13 protein-coding genes are annotated in these 16488 nt (G+C 57.7%); 8 read left to right on the top strand and 5 right to left on the bottom strand.

Features of this window, described 5'->3' with window-relative positions:
* Positions 1 to 4: 4 nt before the first annotated feature.
* The 6 genes from lptB (at position 5) to npr (ending at position 4406) form a co-directional block, all read left to right on the top strand.
* Positions 5 to 730 carry an LPS export ABC transporter ATP-binding protein gene (gene lptB, locus EBL_RS01815; protein ID WP_002442046.1) on the top strand — a complete coding sequence of 242 codons (726 nt, stop codon included), beginning with the start codon at positions 5 to 7 and terminating at the stop codon, positions 728 to 730.
* A gap of 171 nt (positions 731 to 901) precedes the next feature.
* Positions 902 to 2335, top strand: coding sequence for an RNA polymerase factor sigma-54 (gene rpoN, locus EBL_RS01810; RefSeq protein WP_002442048.1), 1434 nt, complete (start codon positions 902 to 904; stop codon positions 2333 to 2335).
* A 21-nt stretch (positions 2336 to 2356) separates the two neighbouring features.
* Complete coding sequence (hpf, locus tag EBL_RS01805) at positions 2357 to 2644, top strand: ribosome hibernation promoting factor (RefSeq protein ID WP_002442050.1); 288 nt, start codon at positions 2357 to 2359, stop codon at positions 2642 to 2644.
* An 80-nt stretch (positions 2645 to 2724) separates the two neighbouring features.
* Positions 2725 to 3216 carry a PTS IIA-like nitrogen regulatory protein PtsN gene (gene ptsN, locus EBL_RS01800; RefSeq protein WP_002442052.1) on the top strand — a complete coding sequence of 164 codons (492 nt, stop codon included), beginning with the start codon at positions 2725 to 2727 and terminating at the stop codon, positions 3214 to 3216.
* Positions 3217 to 3282: 66 nt separating this feature from the next.
* The gene (rapZ, locus tag EBL_RS01795; protein ID WP_002442054.1) at positions 3283 to 4137 is read left to right on the top strand and encodes an RNase adapter RapZ; all 855 of its coding nucleotides are present in this window, start codon (positions 3283 to 3285) and stop codon (positions 4135 to 4137) included.
* A complete protein-coding gene (gene npr, locus EBL_RS01790; protein ID WP_002442056.1) occupies positions 4134 to 4406 on the top strand; it encodes a PTS phosphocarrier protein NPr in 273 nt (90 codons plus the stop codon). The genes rapZ and npr overlap by 4 nt, the downstream gene beginning before the upstream one ends.
* A 9-nt stretch (positions 4407 to 4415) precedes the next feature.
* On the opposite strand, the gene mtgA is transcribed toward npr, so the two are convergent.
* From mtgA to mnmL, 4 genes are all read right to left on the bottom strand, one after another.
* Positions 4416 to 5138 (bottom strand): monofunctional biosynthetic peptidoglycan transglycosylase, encoded by a 723-nt coding sequence (gene mtgA / locus EBL_RS01785; RefSeq protein WP_002442058.1) that lies wholly within the window; start codon positions 5136 to 5138, stop codon positions 4416 to 4418.
* On the bottom strand, positions 5138 to 5788 hold the full coding sequence (gene elbB / locus EBL_RS01780) for an isoprenoid biosynthesis glyoxalase ElbB (protein WP_002442060.1): 651 nt from the start codon (positions 5786 to 5788) through the stop codon (positions 5138 to 5140). The genes mtgA and elbB overlap by 1 nt, the downstream gene beginning before the upstream one ends.
* Before the next feature lie 229 nt (positions 5789 to 6017).
* Positions 6018 to 8363 (bottom strand): aerobic respiration two-component sensor histidine kinase ArcB, encoded by a 2346-nt coding sequence (arcB, locus tag EBL_RS01775; protein WP_002442062.1) that lies wholly within the window; start codon positions 8361 to 8363, stop codon positions 6018 to 6020.
* A gap of 55 nt (positions 8364 to 8418) precedes the next feature.
* Entirely contained in the window at positions 8419 to 9357 is a 939-nt protein-coding gene (gene mnmL / locus EBL_RS01770; protein ID WP_002442064.1) for a tRNA modification radical SAM protein MnmL/YtqA, read from the bottom strand.
* A gap of 672 nt (positions 9358 to 10029) precedes the next feature.
* Here mnmL and gltB point away from each other — a divergent pair.
* Both gltB and EBL_RS01760 read left to right on the top strand, forming a co-directional pair.
* Positions 10030 to 14493 (top strand): glutamate synthase large subunit, encoded by a 4464-nt coding sequence (gltB, locus tag EBL_RS01765; protein WP_002442066.1) that lies wholly within the window; start codon positions 10030 to 10032, stop codon positions 14491 to 14493.
* A 9-nt stretch (positions 14494 to 14502) separates the two neighbouring features.
* Positions 14503 to 15921, top strand: coding sequence for a glutamate synthase small subunit (locus EBL_RS01760; protein ID WP_002442068.1), 1419 nt, complete (start codon positions 14503 to 14505; stop codon positions 15919 to 15921).
* A 66-nt stretch (positions 15922 to 15987) separates the two neighbouring features.
* On the opposite strand, the gene sspB is transcribed toward EBL_RS01760, so the two are convergent.
* Positions 15988 to 16488: a ClpXP protease specificity-enhancing factor gene (gene sspB, locus EBL_RS01755; protein WP_002442070.1), complete on the bottom strand. Its 501-nt coding sequence runs from the start codon at positions 16486 to 16488 to the stop codon at positions 15988 to 15990.

Below are 16488 nucleotides of genomic sequence, written 5' to 3'. Positions count from 1 at the left end.
CGTTATGGCAACATTAATTGCGAAGAACCTCGCGAAGGCCTACAAAGGCCGCCATGTGGTAGAAGATGTCAGCCTGACCGTAAACTCCGGTGAGATAGTCGGCCTGCTGGGCCCGAACGGGGCGGGGAAAACCACCACCTTCTACATGGTGGTGGGGATAGTCCCGCGCGATGCTGGCAATATTATTATTGATGACGAAGACATCAGCCTGTTGCCGCTGCACGCCCGCGCCCGCCGCGGTATCGGCTATTTGCCCCAGGAGGCGTCTATCTTCCGCCGCCTGAGCGTGTACGATAACCTGATGGCGGTATTACAGATCCGCGACGATCTGAGCGCCGAACAGCGTGAAGACCGGGCCAATGATCTGCTGGCGGAGTTTCACATTGAGCACCTGCGCGACAGCCTGGGCCAGTCACTGTCCGGCGGTGAACGCCGCCGGGTAGAAATAGCCCGGGCACTGGCGGCTAACCCGAAATTCATCCTGCTGGATGAACCCTTCGCCGGGGTTGACCCTATCTCGGTTATCGACATCAAAAAAATCATCGAGCACTTGCGTGACAGCGGTCTTGGGGTTTTGATAACAGACCATAACGTCCGTGAAACACTGGCGGTCTGTGAACGCGCCTATATCGTTAGCCAGGGCCACCTGATTGCCCACGGCACCCCGGCGGAGATCCTGGAAAACGATCAGGTGAAACGCGTGTACCTTGGGGAAGACTTCAGACTCTGATAGGGTATGAAGATTCACCGGCACTCTTGTGCGGCCTGGCAGTGCCAGTTCACGGTCCGGAAGAGATAAGGCGGCAAGGCAACCCCCGGTTGCGGCCGCCAGATAATCATTGATGTTCCGCCAGGCCCGGTGCCGGGCGGCCATCCAGACCTGAGGAAGTTTGCACTGAACATGAAGCAGGGTTTACAACTACGGCTTAGTCAACAGCTGGCGATGACGCCACAGCTGCAACAGGCAATCCGCCTGCTGCAGCTGTCCACGCTTGAACTTCAACAGGAACTACAACAAGCCCTGGAAAGTAACCCGCTGCTGGAGCAAACCGACAGCCATCAGGAGATAGATACCCAGCAATCTGCCGACAGCGAAATCCTCGACAGCCGCGACGCGCTGGAACAGCAACAGATGCCCGAAGAGCTGCCGCTGGACGCCAGCTGGGATGAGATCTACACCGCAGGCACCCCTTCCGGCACCGGTGCCGACTATTTTGATGATGAGCTCCCCGTCTACCAGGGTGAAACCACCCAGAGCCTCCAGGATTATCTGATGTGGCAGGTGGAGCTGACGCCGTTTTCCGATACGGATCGCGCCATTGCCACCTCGATTGTTGATGCGGTGGACGACACCGGCTATCTGACGGTGCCACTGGAAGATATCCGCGAAAGCACGGGCGACGACGAGATAACCATCGAAGAGGTCGAGGCTGTCCTCAAGCGGATCCAGCGTTTTGATCCGGTGGGCGTGGCGGCAAAAGATCTGCGCGACTGCCTGTTGATCCAGCTCTCCCAGTACCGCAAAGAGACCCCTTTTCTGGCCGAATCACAGCTGATTGTCCGCGATCATCTTGATCTGCTGGCTAATCATGATTTCCGCACTCTGATGCGGGTCACCCGCCTGAAAGAAGACGTGCTCAAAGAGGCGGTCAATTTTATCCAGTCACTTGATCCGCGCCCGGGCCAGTCGATCCAGACCGGCGAGCCGGAGTACGTGATCCCGGATGTTCTGGTACGTAAGCACCAGGGCAACTGGGTGGTAGAGCTGAATAACGACAGCATACCGCGCCTGCAAATCAACCAGCAGTATGCGGCCATGGGCAGCGCCTCGCGCAACGACAGCGACAGCCAGTTTATCCGCAGCAACCTGCAGGAGGCCCGCTGGCTGATCAAGAGCCTTGAGAGCCGTAACGATACGCTGCTGCGGGTCAGCCGCTGTATTGTGGAGCAGCAGCAGGCCTTCTTTGAGCATGGCGAAGAGCACATGAAACCCATGGTGCTGGCGGATATTGCCCAGGCGGTTGAGATGCATGAATCCACCATCTCCCGGGTGACAACCCAGAAGTATCTGCACAGCCCGCGGGGGATTTTTGAACTGAAGTATTTCTTCTCCAGCCATGTGAACACGGAAGGAGGCGGGGAAGCCTCCTCCACGGCAATTCGTGCGCTGGTGAAGAAGTTAATCGCGGCGGAGAACCCCGCGAAACCCCTGAGCGACAGTAAGCTCACCAGTATGCTCTCTGACCAGGGCATTATGGTGGCCAGGCGCACTGTGGCGAAATACCGTGAGTCATTATCGATTCCTCCGTCAAACCAGCGTAAACAACTGGTCTGACTCAACCATAAGGAAGACACTATGCAGCTCAATATCACCGGCAATAACGTCGAAATAACCCCGGCTCTGCGCGAGTTTGTGACGACAAAATTTGCTAAATTGGAGCAGTATTTTGAAAGGATTAATCAGGTCTACATTGTGTTAAAAGTGGAGAAAGTCAGCCATATTGCAGAGGCAACACTGCATGTGAATGGTGGAGAGCTACATGCCAGCGCCGAAGGCCAGGATATGTATGCCGCGATTGACGGGCTTATCGATAAGCTGGCCCGACAGCTTAATAAGCATAAAGACAAACTAAAACAACACTAATTGTCCAGGCGTCCTGTGTTCTCTGCGGCCCGCATCCTTCGCGATTGCGGGCCGCAAACCCAGGACGCTTAGGTGAAATTATGACAAATAACGATTCAGAATTTTTACTCAGTAGCGTCCTTAACCAGGAATGTACGCGCAGTGCTGTACACTGCCAGAGCAAAAAACGCGCACTGGAAATCATCAGCGAACTGGCGGCCAGACAGCTTAGCCTTCCGCCGCAAGTGGTCTTTGAAGCGGTCCTCACCCGGGAACGGATGGGCAGTACCGGCATTGGTAACGGTATCGCCATTCCTCACGGTAAACTGGAGGCCGACACCTTACGCGCTGTCGGGGTCTTTATTCAGCTGGAAACCCCCATCGCTTTTGATGCCATCGACAATCAGCCCGTTGATCTGTTATTTGCCTTACTGGTGCCCGCAGACCAGACCAAAACCCATTTACACACCCTGTCTGTGGTAGCCCGCCGCCTGGCCGATAAAACCATCTGTCGCCGTCTGCGCGCCGCCCAGAGCGACGAAGAGCTGTACCAGATAATCACCGAAGAAAACACCAACAGCGAAGCGGAATAAAATACGCCGCAGCACCCCTGCGGTAATCTCTGTATTGACAGTTATGAGATGTGGGAGAGAGTGTTCATGGTGCTGATGATTGTCAGCGGCCGCTCAGGTTCAGGAAAATCGGTAGCGTTACGGGCCCTGGAAGATATGGGGTTTTACTGTGTTGATAACCTGCCGGTAGTGCTGCTGCCTGAGCTGGCAAAAACCCTTCATGACCGCCACGTATCGGCCGCGGTAAGTATTGACGTGCGTAACATGCCGGAGTCTCCGGAGGTGTTTGAACAGGCAATGCAAAATCTGCCTGAAGGCTTCTCTCCGCAGTTACTGTTCCTGGATGCCGATCGCAATACGCTGATCCGCCGCTATAGCGATACCCGTCGTTTACACCCGCTGTCCAGTAAGAATTTATCCCTGGAAAGCGCCATCGATGAAGAAAGCAACCTGCTGGAGCCCCTGCGCTCCCGGGCCGATCTGATTATCGATACCTCAGAAATGTCGGTTCACGAACTGGCTGAAATGCTGCGCACCCGCCTGCTGGGCAAGCGGGAGCGGGAACTGACCATGGTGTTTGAATCCTTCGGCTTTAAGCACGGGATCCCGATTGACGCAGACTACGTGTTTGACGTGCGTTTTCTGCCCAACCCCCACTGGGATCCGAAACTGCGCCCGATGACCGGCCTGGATAAACCGGTGGCCGCGTTCCTGGATCGCCACACCGAAGTCCACAACTTTATCTACCAGACCCGCAGCTACCTTGAACTGTGGTTGCCGATGCTGGAGACCAATAACCGCAGCTACCTGACCGTTGCCATTGGCTGTACCGGCGGGAAACACCGCTCGGTCTATGTGGCCGAGCAACTGGCGGACTATTTCCGCTCCCGGGGTAAGAATGTTCAGTCGCGCCACAGAACGCTGGAAAAACGCAAAACATGACCGTAAAGCAAAGCGTTGAAATCACGAATAAGCTGGGCATGCACGCCCGCCCGGCCATGAAACTCTTCGAGCTGGTGCAAAGTTTTGATGCGGAAGTGCTGCTGCGCAACGAAGCGGGCACCGAGGCCGAAGCCAGCAGCGTTATCGCCCTGCTGATGCTGGACTCCGCCAAAGGCGGGCACATTGAAATCGAAGCCAGCGGCCCCCAGGAGCAGGAGGCGCTCAGCGCCGTTATCGCCCTGTTTAACGCCGGGTTTGATGAGGACTGAGCCGCACGCTCAGTACAAATGATTACGCTGCAAATACCCGGTGCCGCCGAGCTGGCGCATCTGGCGCAGGATCCACTGCTGGCGGGTGCGCACATAACCGGAAGGGGCATTTGCCCGGTAGCGCAGCGGGTTAGGTAATACCGCCGCCAGCAGGGCCGCTTCTGACGGGGTCAGCCGCCTGGCAGGCTTGTGGAAGTAGTGCTGTGCGGCGGCCTCGACCCCGAAGATCCCCTCACCGAATTCGGCGACATTCAGATACACCGTAAGAATGCGCCGCTTGGACCAGACCGTCTCGATCCCCGCCGTCAGCCCGGCCTCCAGCCCTTTACGCAGCCAGCTGCGCCCGTCCCACAAAAACAGGTTTTTCGCCGTCTGCTGCGACAGGGTTGATGCGCCGCGAATGCGTTTTTCATGGCGCTCATTATGGTCCAGCGCCATGCGGATAGCCTGCACATCAAAGCCCCAGTGCTGCGGGAATTTCTGATCTTCCGCCGCGATAACCGCCAGCGGCATCCAGGGGGAGATCTCATCCATTCCCACCCAGTCAGAGTGGGCCACATAGCGGAAATCACCGCCCAGCCAGGCACTTATCTGGCGCTCGACCATCACGGCGGAAAACGGCACCGGCATCACGCTGAACAGCACAATCCCCAGCAGCCAGATCCCGGCCACACAACCGACCAGGCGCAGCAGCGTACGCCGGCACCGGTACCAAAGACCGGAGCGTTTCATCAGCTCAGCGCCAGTACCCGGGCGACCAGCATCTCTATACCTGTGGCGGCCTCACCAATATTCTGCGCCAGCATATAGGCGGGCGTGGTGACCACTTTTTGCTCTTCATCCACCACGATATCGTCCACCGGGCACGGAATATGTTCACCGCCCCGCTCCTCAATGGTTTCAGCCGTGTCCGGATCCGTGCCGATGGTAAAACGCACCGGGCACTCCAGCAGGCCCGGCAACATGGCGGGCGCAATACAGATAAACCCCAGAGGCTTACCCGCCTTATGACACGCCTGCACCAGTGTTTTAAGGTCTTCATCCACCACATATTCGCTGCCGGCGCTGGCAAAATTCGACAAATTCTTCGCCGCCCCAAACCCACCGGGGATGATAACCCCGTCCAGATCACTGGCCCGGGCCTCAGAGAGCGGGCGAATATTGCCACGGGCAATACGCGCAGACTCCACCAGCACGTTGCGGCTTTGCGCCACGGGCTCGCCTGTCAGGTGGTTGATCACATCAGACTGGGGCTTATCCGGCGCGAAGCAGACCGCCTGCGCCCCCTGGCGATCAAGCGCCAGCAATGTGATCACCGCTTCGTGAATTTCTGAGCCATCATAAACGCCACAGCCACTCAAAATAACGCCAATTTTTTTCATTCACGCCCTCCGTTATGCCCGCCGCGCCGGGTATCAGCGGAACTGATATCAGCGCTTCGCTTCACATATTTTACTGATTCTTGTAACAAATAATTTAAGGTTTGCTATCTTAATCCCTGAGCGTTTCGCTTTCACAGGCGTCGCTGTGCCTGAACAATAATCAACACAGCAGCGGCGTTACCTTTTCCCTGGTGTTGGCGCAGTCTTCGCGCACCCCGGTTTACCGGGGTCATTTTTTAGCGCTGTGTTCCGCAACCCACGCTTTCAGCACTGCCACATCCCCCTGCCAGTCCTGCTTCATCTCTTCGATCCAGTCACCCACGTTATCTGACCAGGCCGGAAGATCCGGGCTCTGAATCTGCTGGCCCAGCTGCTGCAGATGGCGCAGACCAATCGAACCCGCCGCGCCTTTAATCTTATGCCCCTCTTCCACAATGCCTTTCTGATCCCGGGCGGTCAGGTTGGACTCCAGAATATTCAGGTAGCCTGGCATCATCCTCTCAAAAACGGCCAGCCCGTCGGTGATCAATTTTGGCCCTACCAGCTCCATGTACTGGCTTAACATTTCGGTATCCAGAATATTTTCTTTCGGTGGTGTCTGATTTCCGGTCACGGCATGCTCCTTATTCTGTTCTGGCTCATCCCAGAACTTTTTGATCATTGCGGTCAGGGCCGGGACAGCCAGCGGTTTGCTGAGAACATCGTCCATTCCGGCATCGAGGTATTCATGCTTATCTTTGAGTACGTTTGCCGTCAGCGCCACCAGCGGCGGCAGCTCATCGGGCTGATAACGGCGGTGCAGCTCCCGGGCAATATCCAGCCCGGTCATATCCGGCAGCTGAATATCCAGCAGCACCAGGTCATATTCCCCCGGGGTGAATGTATCCAGCGCGGCCTGGCCTGTCATGGCCACATCAACACTGTTACCCAGCTTTTCCAGTACCGAGCGGGCAACAATCACGTTCAGTTCAATATCCTCGACCAGCAGCACATGCAGCGCCGGTAATGGCACGTCATCCGCCTGGCTGAGATCTGCGGCTTCTTCATCCGCATTCGGGGCCTGTACTGTCAGGCTAAAGGTGGCGCCTTTGCCCGGCTCACTGGAGACCACAATATCGCCCCCCATGCTTCTGGCCAGGCGGCGGGACACCGCCAGGCCGATGCCGGTACCGGTTGCCGGTTTCCCTCCGTGGCTGCCTTTGACCTGGTAGTACATGGCAAAAATCTTGTCCTGCTCATCCGGCGGAATACCTATCCCCGAATCCTGCACATCAAAATGGAGCATCTGCGCGGCGTCGTAACGCACCCGGACAGTCACATTGCCGCCCTGGGGGGTAAATTTCACCGCATTGCTGATTAAGTTCCAGATGACCTGGCGCAGGCGGGTGGCGTCGGTAATTACGTTATGGGGCAGTGGCTGGGTGGGCTCCAGCACAAAGCGCAGCCCCTTCTGCTGGGCCTGCAACCCGGAGAGGTTCTCCAGATCCGAGAGGAAACCGGTAAAATCCATCACCTGATTATCCAGCTGGACTTTGCGCCGCTCAATCTTATCCATATCGATAATATCGTTGAAAATATTGCCCAGCGTCACCGCCGAGACATGGATAGTTTTGAGGTATTTTTCCTGCTCCTGGGTCAGCTCCGTATCCAGCAGAATACGGCTCAGCCCGACAATCCCGTTCAGGGGGGTGCGCAGCTCGTGGCTGATGGTGGAAATAAACGTGGTTTTATCGCGGCTGGCGCGCTCCAGGGCATCCTGATAGCGCTTACGTTCGGTGATATCGCGGCCAAAGCCCATCAGCCCGTGGCGCATCCCCACCCGGTCATAGTAGGGCACTTTGCGGATCTCAAAGCAGGCTTTGCGCCCGTCCGGATAATCCAGCCACTGCTCGTAAGTCAGCGATACGTTGTGGCGAAAGACTTTTTCATCGGTCTCGATAACTTTCGCCGCCGTCTCTTCAGAGTAGACATCGCTGGGTTTCAGGCCAATGAGCTGTTTTTCACTCTTCCCGGTCAGCAGCTCCATCGCCCGGTTACAGCCGGAGAAATACTGCCCTTCATTACGGTAGAACACCAGGTCCGGAGAGGCATCCAGAAAGGAGCGCAGAAAAGAGGATTGTTGCTCCAGCTGGACCTGGGTCTGGGCGCGCTCCTGCATTTCGATTTGCAGTTGCTCAAGGGTGGAATGGCGCTCCGCCTCGGCTTTTTCGCGATCGGCAATTTCCTGATTCAGCTGGGTAATGTTGTCTTTGAGCTGAACATTGAGCTTAAGATCGCGCTCGCGCATCTCTTCGAGCTTCTCCACCAGCCGCGACAGGCGCCGCCGGGACTCTTCCAGCTGTTCCACCACCACCGAGAGGAAATACACCGCCCAGGGGGTAATAAGTAACCCGAAGAAGATAGAGCGAATAACATCAATACTTTCTATCTCGCCACTCAGCAGCATGGTCACCGCCATCTGCACTGCCATTGCGAGAATAACTAAAGCCAGAGCCAGCAGTAATGAAAAGCGGACCAGGCCCAGCTTCATCATTAAATCAACGTAATATTGCGCCAGTAAACGGATTTGCTTCATGGAAGAGTCCTTCGCTGAGTATCCGTTCAATCATACCGGAAAACCGGCGAAATACTCAGATTTCAGAAGATTGCGGACACTGCCACGGCGTGCCGAGGGCCGAGCCCTGGACACCGTGCTGGTGCATCCAGCGATCCAGCTCGACCATCCCGGTCCAGCGATTCTCACACCATAACGGGGCCAGCAGCGTCGGGCGCCGGGCGCTGGCAGAAATCCGGTGGTAGATAATGTCCGGTGGGGTATGGCGGATCATCTCCCCGGCAATGCGCACGTAATCATCCAGTGCGATCCCCGCCAGGCGGCCAGCCTGCCAGGCTTTCGCCATGGTGCTGCCGGTCACAATATGCAGCGGGTGCAGTTTAATGCCGTCGACCCCGGTCTCCACCACCCGGTTCAGCGTATCAAGGCATTCGGCGTCGCTTTCCCCGGGCAGGCCGACGATCAGGTGGCTGCACACTTTCAGCCCCCGGGCCCGCGCGCGCGCGGTGGTTTGCTGGTAACAGGCGAAATCATGACCCCGGTTAATACGGTGCAGGGTTTTATCCTGAGCACTCTGTAGCCCCAGCTCCAGCCACACTTCGTAGCCTTCATTGCGGTAATCACTGAGCAGATCCAGCACGCTGTCCGGTACACAATCCGGGCGAGTCCCGACACACAGCCCGACCACGCTGGCCTGGGCGACAGCCTGCTGATACATAGAACGCAGCACCTGCACTTCAGCCCAGGTGCTGGTATAGGCCTGAAAATAGGCCAGGTAGCGTTTTGCGCGGTTTACCCGCCGGGCCTGGTCAGCCAGCTGGTCGGCAATGGAGCGATACTGCTGGGCTTCATCGGCAAATGAGGCCACATTACAGAACGTGCAGCCGCCCCGCCCGATGGTGCCATCCCGGTTGGGGCAGCTGAACCCACCGTGAAGGGTTAATTTATGCACCTTTTGCCCGTAGCGGCGCGATAAATCACCACCAAACATATTGACTAATTTCTGTAACTGCATAATCTGAAAGACCGGCCCGTAAAAAGGGGCTTAGCCTGCCATTTTCTGCTCATTCTGGCGATGACCTGGATCAACCGCCGGGAGCACCACATCTTTTGAATAACCATTCACAATTAACGCCGTTTTAATCACCACGGCGCGGATAACTTTTCCTTATGCTGCTGGCCGCTATTTAAAAATTATTCTCCTGGTTGAAAAACAGGGTAATAACTGGCTCTGAAGCGACATACCAATATATTGTGCTGGATAGTTATCAGTGAATAGCACGCTGTGGTAATGATTTTGCCAGATATTAGTGAGACAGATCACATTACATTCCCGGTCCCCGGGGAGTTCACTGCTCACCACATATGATTTTTCATGTTTATAATCAATATATTAAACGACTTTTTAATCAACAAGCAGGCCATATGGCTGCCATTTGACCTGACTGCAGATTATCGCTAATTTGGGAATCCGCTGGAAGCATTGTCGACGGGGATTCAAACCGTCATATTTATGCAGTAATTGCGATTCCCTCTGGAGCAAGTCCTCACTACTTGTGAATCCGCTGCGCAGGTCTTCAGGAGAGCGAACAAGGCACGAAGTCTCGTGCGCATCTGTCGCGGCTCTCTTTGCGCGCCTGCCGCAAACGGTGTCGGGGATCCACAGAGCCTGGGGAGGTTCACTGATATGTTGTACGATAAATCCCTTGAGAGGGATAACTGTGGTTTCGGCCTGATCGCCCACATAGAAGGCGAACCCAGCCACAAAGTAGTGCGTACCGCGATCCATGCACTGGCGCGTATGCAACACCGTGGCGCTATCCTTGCGGATGGCAAAACTGGGGACGGCTGCGGTCTGCTGTTACAAAAACCGGATCGCTTCTTCCACGTTGTGGCCGAAGAGCGCGGCTGGCGTTTAGCCAAAAACTACGCAGTCGGCATGCTGTTCTTAAGCCAGGATGACGAAAAAGCCGCGGCCAGCCGCCGTATTGTTGAGGAAGAGCTACAGCGGGAAACCCTGTCGATTGTTGGCTGGCGCGATGTGCCGACCAATCAGGACGTACTCGGGGAAATCGCCCTCTCCTCTCTGCCGCGCATTGAGCAGATTTTTGTGAACGCCCCCGCAGGCTGGCGCCCGCGCGATATGGAGCGCCGTCTGTTTATCGCCCGCCGTCGCATTGAAAAACGCATCCAGGAGCAGGACAAAGATTTCTACATTTGTAGCCTGTCCAACCTGGTCAATATTTATAAAGGTCTGTGTATGCCGGCAGATCTGCCGCGCTTCTACCTGGATCTTGCGGATTTGCGCCTGGAGTCCGCCATTTGTCTGTTTCACCAGCGCTTCTCCACCAATACCGTACCGCGCTGGCCGCTGGCCCAGCCGTTCCGTTATCTGGCCCACAATGGTGAGATCAACACCATCACCGGTAACCGCCAGTGGGCCCGGGCCCGTACCTATAAATTCCAGACCCCGCTGATCCCGGATCTCCAGGCGGCGGCGCCGTTTGTGAATGAGACCGGCTCCGATTCCAGCTCCCTGGACAATATGCTGGAGCTGCTGCTGGCCGGCGGGATGGATATCATCCGCGCCATGCGCCTGCTGGTGCCGCCCGCCTGGCAGAATAACCCGGATATGGATCCGGACCTGCGCGCCTTTTTTGACTTTAACTCCATGCATATGGAGCCCTGGGATGGCCCGGCCGGTATCGTCATGTCTGACGGGCGCTTCGCCGCCTGTAACCTCGACCGTAACGGCCTGCGCCCGGCGCGCTACGTGATAACCAAAGATAAGCTGATCACCTGCGCCTCTGAAGTGGGGATCTGGGACTACCAGCCGGACGAAGTGCTGGAAAAAGGCCGCGTCGGCCCCGGCGAGCTGATGGTTATCGACACCCGTAGCGGCCGTATCCTGCACTCCGCCGAGACCGACCACGATCTGAAAAGCCGCCACCCGTACAAAGCGTGGATGGAGAAAAATGTCCGCCGCCTGGTGCCTTTTGAAGATCTGCCCGACGAGCAAGTCGGCACCCGGGAAATGGACGACGATCTGCTGGCCAGCTACCAGAAGCAGTTTAACTACAGCAACGAAGAGCTGGATCAGGTGATCCGCGTGCTGGGTGAAAACGGCCAGGAAGCGGTGGGCTCCATGGGGGATGACACGCCGTTTGCGGTGCTCTCCAGCCAGCCGCGCATTATTTATGACTACTTCCGCCAGCAGTTTGCCCAGGTGACTAACCCGCCTATCGATCCGCTGCGTGAAGCTCACGTCATGTCGCTTGCCACCAGCATTGGCCGGGAGATGAACGTCTTCTGTGAAGCGGAAGGCCAGGCCCACCGGCTGAGCTTTAAATCACCGATTCTGCTCTATTCCGACTTCCGCCAGCTGACCACCCTGAAAGAGAGCCACTACCAGGCCGATACGCTGGACATCACCTTTGATGCCACAGAAACCACCCTGGAAGAGACCCTCACGGCCCTGTGCAACAAAGCCGAGCAGATGGTGCGCGGCGGCACAGTGCTGCTGGTGCTTTCCGACCGGAATATCGCCAGAGACCGGCTGCCGGTCCCGGCCCCAATGGCGGTCGGCGCCATTCAGAGCCGCCTGGTGGAGCAGAGCCTGCGCTGCGATGCCAACATCATTGTTGAAACCGCCAGCGCCCGCGATCCGCACCACTTCGCGGTACTGCTGGGCTTTGGCGCCACGGCGATTTACCCCTATCTGGCCTATGAGACCCTGGCCCGCCTGGTCGACAGCCGCACCATCGACAAGCCCTACCGCACGGTGATGCTCAACTACCGCAACGGGATCAATAAGGGCCTGTACAAGATCATGTCCAAAATGGGCATCTCTACTGTGGCCTCTTACCGCTGCTCCAAACTGTTTGAAGCCGTCGGCCTGCATGATGATGTGGCGCAGCGCTGCTTCCAGGGGGTGGTGAGCCGTATCGGCGGCGCTAACTTCTCTGATTTCCAGCAGGATCTGCTGAACCTGTCAAAACGCGCCTGGCTGGTACGCAAGCCTCTGGAGCAAGGGGGGCTGCTGAAATATGTCCACGGTGGTGAATACCACGCCTACAACCCGGACGTGGTACGCACCCTGCAACAGGCAGTACAGAGCGGTGATTACCAGGACTATCAGCACTATGCCCGGCTGGTCAACGAGCGGCCAGTCGCCACCCTGCGCGATATGCTGAGCATCACCCCGAAGGGTGACGCCATCAGCATTGACAGTGTCGAGCCCGCCAGTGAGCTGTTTAAGCGCTTTGACACGGCGGCCATGTCCATTGGCGCCCTGAGCCCGGAGGCCCACGAATCCCTGGCCGAGGCCATGAACGCCCTGGGCGGCAATTCAAACTCCGGCGAAGGCGGCGAAGATCCGGCCCGCTACGGCACCAGCAAAGTCTCCCGCATTAAGCAGGTGGCTTCCGGTCGCTTCGGGGTGACCCCGGCGTACCTGGTCAGTGCCGATGTTATCCAGATCAAAGTGGCCCAGGGGGCCAAACCCGGCGAAGGCGGCCAGTTACCGGGGGATAAAGTCACCCCGTATATTGCCCGACTGCGCTATTCGGTGCCGGGCGTGACGCTTATCTCCCCGCCGCCGCACCACGATATTTACTCCATTGAGGATCTGGCCCAGCTGATTTTCGATCTTAAACAGGTCAACCCGCAGGCGATGATCTCGGTAAAACTGGTTTCCGAGCCCGGGGTCGGCACCATCGCCACCGGGGTGGCGAAAGCCTATGCGGACCTTATCACCATCGCCGGTTACGACGGTGGCACCGGGGCCAGCCCGCTCACCTCGGTAAAATATGCCGGGTGCCCCTGGGAGCTTGGCCTGGTGGAAACCCAGCAGGCGCTGGTGGCCAACGGCCTGCGCCATAAGATTCGCCTGCAGGTAGACGGCGGCCTGAAGACCGGCGTCGACATTATTAAAGCGGCGATCCTCGGGGCGGAGAGCTTCGGCTTCGGCACCGGCCCGATGGTGGCGCTGGGTTGTAAATACCTACGTATTTGCCACCTCAACAACTGTGCGACCGGTGTGGCAACCCAGGACGAAAAACTGCGCAAGAACCACTACCACGGCCTGCCGTTCAAAGTGACCAACTACTTTGAGTTTATCGCCCGGGAAACCCGCGAGCTGATGGCCCAACTGGGGGTGACCCGTCTGGTGGATCTGATTGGCCGCACGGATCTGCTCACCCGGCTGGAAGGGCTGAGCGCCAAACAACAAAAACTGGATCTGCACCGCCTGCTGGAGACTGCAGAACCGCACCCGGGTAAAGCCCTGTACTGCACCGAACATAACCCGCCGTTTGATAACGGTGAGCTCAATGCCCGGCTGCTGAAACAGGCTCAGCCGTTTGTGGATGAGAAGCAAAGCAAAACCTTCTGGTTTGATATCCGCAATACGGACCGCTCTGTAGGGGCGAGCCTGTCCGGATATATCGCCCGGCATCATGGCGATCAGGGGCTGGCCTCTGATCCCATTAAAGCCCACTTCAGCGGCACAGCCGGGCAGAGCTTCGGGGTGTGGAACGCCGGTGGGGTAGAACTGCACCTGACAGGCGATGCCAACGACTATGTGGGCAAGGGCATGGCGGGCGGCGTGATTTCAGTTCGCCCGCCGGTGGGCTCTGCCTTCCGTAGCCACGAGGCGAGCATTATCGGTAACACCTGCCTGTACGGGGCCACCGGTGGCCGCCTGTATGCCGCAGGCCGCGCCGGTGAGCGCTTCGGGGTGCGTAACTCCGGGGCCATCACCGTGGTGGAAGGCATTGGCGATAACGGCTGCGAATATATGACCGGCGGTATTGTCTGTGTCCTGGGCAAAACCGGGGTGAACTTCGGGGCCGGTATGACCGGTGGTTTCGCCTATGTGCTGGACGAAGACGGGGAGTTTCGCAAACGCGTCAACCCGGAGCTGGTCGAGGTGCTGAATGTTGACGACCTGGCCATCCACGAGGAGCACTTACGCGGGCTTATCACCGAACACGTCCATCTGACCGGCTCCCAGCGCGGGGAGGAGATCCTTGCTAACTGGCCAGCCTTTGCCGCGAAGTTCGCGCTGGTTAAACCGAAGTCCAGTGATGTGAAGGCATTGCTGGGTCACCGTAGTCGTTCCGCAGCAGAGCTGCGGGTGCAGGCGCAGTAAGAGGTAGCGATGAGCCAGAACGTATATCAATTTATCGACTTGCAGCGTGTTGATCCGCCGAAAAAGCCGCTCAGGATCCGCAAAATTGAATTTGTAGAGATCTACGAACCTTTTTCCGAAAACCAGGCCCAGGCCCAGGCAGACCGCTGCCTCTCCTGTGGCAACCCTTATTGCGAATGGAAGTGCCCGGTACATAACTACATCCCGAACTGGCTGAAGCTGGCCAATGAAGGGCGCATTATTGAAGCGGCAGAGCTCTCCCACCAGACCAATACCCTGCCGGAAGTGTGTGGCCGGGTGTGCCCGCAGGATCGCCTGTGTGAGGGCTCCTGCACTCTGAATGATGAGTTCGGCGCGGTCACCATCGGCAATATTGAGCGCTATATCAACGATAAAGCCTTCGAAATGGGCTGGCGCCCGGATCTGACCGGCGTTAAGCAGACCGGCAAGCGGGTGGCGATTATCGGTGCGGGCCCGGCGGGGCTTGCCTGTGCCGATGTCTTAACCCGTAACGGGGTTAAAGCGGTGGTCTACGATCGCCACCCGGAGATAGGCGGGCTGCTGACCTTCGGTATTCCGGCATTCAAGCTGGACAAGAGCGTGATGACCCGTCGCCGGGAAGTGTTCACCGGTATGGGGATTGAGTTTCGCCTCAATACCGACGTGGGCACCGATATCACCCTTGAGGCCCTGCTGAGTGAATACGATGCGGTATTCCTCGGGGTGGGGACATATCAGTCCATGCGTGGTGACCTGGAAAATGAAGACGCGCCGGGGGTTTACGACGCCCTGCCGTTCCTGATTGCCAATACCCGGCAGCTGATGGGCTTTCCTGACGCGCCAGACGCCCCCTACACCAGTATGGAGGGGAAACGCGTGGTGGTGCTGGGTGGCGGGGATACGGCCATGGACTGCGTGCGTACCTCGGTACGCCAGGGGGCAGCCCACGTGACCTGCGCCTACCGCCGCGACGAAGAAAACATGCCGGGCTCACGCCGGGAAGTGAAAAACGCCCGCGAAGAGGGGGTGGAGTTTCAGTTCAATGTGCAGCCCCTGGGAATTGAGATCAACGCCAGCGGCAGGGTGTGCGGCGTGAAGATGGCGCGCACCGAAATGGGCGCACCGGATGCCAGAGGCCGCCGCCGGGCAGAGATTGTGGCCGGTTCTGAGCACCTGCTACCGGCAGATGCGGTGGTAATGGCGTTTGGCTTCCGCCCTCACAGTATGGCGTGGCTGGCAGAGCACGGTGTAGAGCTTGACACCCAGGGGCGGATCATCGCCCCGGAAAGGGCGGAAAATGCCTTCCAGACCAGTAACCCGAAGATCTTTGCCGGTGGCGATATTGTCCGTGGCTCGGATCTGGTGGTCACCGCCATTGCGGAAGGCCGCAAAGCCGCAGACGGGATCATGAACTACCTGGAAGTGTAAGCCACACCGGCAACAAAAAAGGAGCTGATATCAGCTCCTTTTTTTATTGCTGCCACCAGGCAGGATTTATTTCACCACGCGCAGTGCCGGGCGGCCACCGCGCGGCGGCGGCGTGGGTTCATCGTCGGGCCCGTTGTCGTCGGCATGGTCGGGTTTATCCCCGTCGATAACCGACATCACCGTTTCGTTATTCCCGTCGGATGCGTCCTCATCGTTGAGGCTTATCGGCTCTTCATCGTAAGCGGCTTCCGGCTCGAACATGGTGCCTGCACCGTTTTCACGGGCATAGATAGCCAGTACCGCCGACATGGGTACGAAGACCTGGCGCGGCACCCCGCCAAAGCGCGCGCTGAAGCGCACTTCGCCGTTGGTCAGTTCCAGGTTGCCCACTGCGCGGGGTGCGATGTTCAGCACAATTTGCCCGTCGCGGGCGTACTCCATCGGCACCTCAACCCCTGGCTGATTAACATCAACCACCAGATGAGGTGTCAGCTGGTTGTCCAGCAACCAGTCATAAAAAGCCCGCAGCAGATACGGACGACGAGGAGAGAGCTGCGACATATCCAT

This window comes from Shimwellia blattae DSM 4481 = NBRC 105725 (genome assembly GCF_000262305.1).
Taxonomy (GTDB): domain Bacteria; phylum Pseudomonadota; class Gammaproteobacteria; order Enterobacterales; family Enterobacteriaceae; genus Shimwellia; species Shimwellia blattae.
Note: the sequence above shows the minus strand (reverse complement) of the source record. Positions and strands in the feature narration are given on the sequence as shown.